This window comes from Dietzia sp. E1 (assembly GCF_014145015.1).
Taxonomy (GTDB): domain Bacteria; phylum Actinomycetota; class Actinomycetes; order Mycobacteriales; family Mycobacteriaceae; genus Dietzia; species Dietzia cinnamea_A.
The window spans coordinates 1-2,694 of sequence record NZ_JAALDU010000432.1 but is presented as its reverse complement, the minus strand read 5'-3'; the positions used below and the strand labels follow the sequence as shown (position 1 = coordinate 2,694).

Below are 2,694 nucleotides of genomic sequence, written 5' to 3'. Positions count from 1 at the left end.
CGACGCGATCCGCGCGGCCGCCGAGCGGGCCGGGGCCGGCGCGCACGGCGTGGTGATCGGCGGCGGGCTGCTGGGCATCGAGGCCGCCAACGCGTTGAGTCTGATCGGGCTGACCCCGCACGTCGTGGAGCGCAACGACCGGCTCATGCCCGTCCAGGTCGACGGTCGCGGCGGCGCACTGCTGGGCGACCTCATCCGCGACCGCGGCATCGAGGTGCACCTGAGCGTGACCGACACGGTGATCGAACCGCGCGACGGCACGGACGGTGCCGACGGCGCAGACGGTGCCGACGGGGTCCGGGTGACCCTGACCGGCGACGACGGCGAGACGACCGCGGTCGAGGCGGCGGTCGTGGTGTTCTCCGTCGGTGTGCGACCCCGTGACGAGCTCGCCCGCGCGGCCGGGTTGGCGCTGGCCGAGCGGGGCGGCGTGCTGACCGACCGGGCGTGCCGCACCTCGGACCCGCACGTGTTCGCGATCGGCGAGTGCGCGGCCATCGAGGGCACCTGCTACGGCCTGGTCGGACCCGGGTACGCCTCGGCCGAGGTGGTCGCCGCCCGGCTGGGCGACGGCCCGGGCGCCGACGCCGAGTTCACCGGCGCCGACCTCGCCACCAAACTCAAGCTCATGGGCGTGGACGTGGCCAGCTTCGGCGACGCCCACGGGCGCACGCCCGGCTGCCTCGAGTTGGTGGTGGACGATCCCGTCACCCGCACCTACTCCAAACTCGTCCTCAGCGACGACGCCCTGACGCTGCTCGGCGGGGTGTTCGTCGGGGACGCTGGCCCGTACCAGCTGCTCAAGCCGCTGCTGGGGCGCACCTTGCCGTCGTCGAATCCCCTGTCCCTCATCACCCCGGGCGCCGCGGCGGACGGCGGCGGTGTCGGCGTGGAGTCGCTTCCCGACGACGCCCAGATCTGCTCCTGCAACGCCGTCACCAAGGGCACGCTGCGCGACGCGATCTGCGGCGGGGCGTGCGACGTCCCGGCACTCAAGGCGTGCACCCGCGCCGGCACCTCGTGCGGGTCGTGCCTACCGCTCATGCGTCAGGTGCTCGAGGCCGAGGGGGTCGAGCAGTCCACGGCACTGTGCGAGCACTTCGACCAGTCCCGCTCGGAGCTGTTCGAGATCGTCACGGTCACCGGGATCCGGACCTTCTCCGGCCTGATCGGGCGCTTCGGCCGCGGCGCCGGCTGCGACATCTGCAAGCCCACCGTCGCCTCGATCCTCGCCTCGACCAGCTCCGACCACGTCCTCGACGGCGAGCAGGCCTCGCTGCAGGACACCAACGACCACTTCCTGGCCAACATCCAGAAGAACGGCACCTACTCGGTGGTCCCCCGGATGCCCGGCGGGGAGGTGACGGCCGAGCAGCTCATCGTGATCGGCGAGATCGCGCGCGACCACGACCTGTACGTCAAGGTCACCGGCGGCCAGCGGATCGACCTCTTCGGCGCGCGCGTCGAGGAACTCCCCGCCATCTGGCGGCGGCTCGTGGACGCCGGCATGGAGTCGGGGCACGCCTACGGCAAGTCTCTGCGCACGGTCAAGAGCTGCGTGGGCACCTCCTGGTGCCGGTACGGGCAGCAGGACTCGGTCGCGATGGCGGTGCTGCTGGAGACCCGCTACCGCGGACTGCGGGCGCCGCACAAGATCAAGATGGCCGTGTCCGGGTGTGCGCGCGAGTGCGCGGAGGCCCGCGGCAAGGACGTCGGCGTGATCGCCACCGAGAACGGCTGGAACCTCTACGTGGGCGGCAACGGCGGCGCGACCCCGCGGCACGCCCAGCTGCTGGCCGGCGACCTCACCGACGACCAGCTCATCCGCTACATCGACCGCACGGTGATGTTCTACGTCCGGACGGCCGAGCGGTTGCAGCGCATGGCGCCGTGGCTCGAGGCGCTCGAGGGCGGGCTCGACCACCTGCGGGAGGTCGTGTGCGACGACTCGCTCAGCCTGGCCGCCGAACTCGAGGAACGCATGGAGGCGCACGTCGCCGGCTACGTGGACGAGTGGGCGGCCGTTCTCGACGACCCCGACAAGCTCGCCCGGTTCGTCTCGTTCGTCAACGCCCCCGAGGCCCCGGACCCCACCGTGCAGTTCGAGCAGCGCGACGGCCGCAAGGTGCCGGTGCTGCTCGGCTCGCCCGCCATGCCCGTCCGCAGCTGACCCCGCCCCCGCGACCGGCCCGATCCGAATCCGCCCGCGGCCGGCCCCCGTCGTCCACATCGTCGACCCGACATCCACCCGCCCACACCCGCCCACACCCGAGGAGTCCGCCATGACAGCAACCCTGTCCCGCCCCGCCCACACCGGCACCACCCCCGAGATCGCCGTCTGCGCGATCGACCGCCTCATCGCCGGGCGCGGTGTCGCCGCCCTGCTGCCCGACGGGCGGCAAGTGGCGGTGTACACGCTCGACGACGGCGAGGTGCACGCCGTCTGCAACATCGATCCCGTCGCCCGGGCGGCCGTGATGAGCCGCGGGCTCGTGGGCGACCGCGCCGGCGTCCCCGCGGTGATCTCGCCCATCGGCAAGCAGGCGTACGCGCTCGAGGACGGTCGCGGCCTCGACGACCCCTCCCGCGGGATCTCGGTGTTCCCCGCCCGGGTCGCCGGCGACGGCACGGTCTACGTGGCGACCGAACCCGCGGTCCGCCACGCCCGCGCCACCGCTGCGTAGGGCGAGCTCG

Annotated in this window: 2 protein-coding genes; both read left to right on the top strand. The window is 73.2% G+C overall.

Going from position 1 to position 2,694, the window contains the following annotated elements; genetic code table 11:
- On the top strand, window positions 1–2,170 hold a 2,170-nt coding region (gene nirB / locus G6030_RS13500; protein WP_182643475.1), incomplete at its 5' end, for a nitrite reductase large subunit NirB.
- Between the two features lie 112 nt (window positions 2,171–2,282).
- Complete coding sequence (nirD, locus tag G6030_RS13495) at window positions 2,283–2,684, top strand: nitrite reductase small subunit NirD (RefSeq protein WP_182643474.1); 402 nt, start codon at window positions 2,283–2,285, stop codon at window positions 2,682–2,684.
- Window positions 2,685–2,694 lie beyond the last annotated feature (10 nt).

What these genes read in the sequence shown, in the direction of transcription:
- nirD (WP_182643474.1), top strand. Translation starts at nt 2,283, where the DNA reads ATGACAGCAACCCTGTCCCGCCCCGCCCACACCGGCACCACCCCCGAG.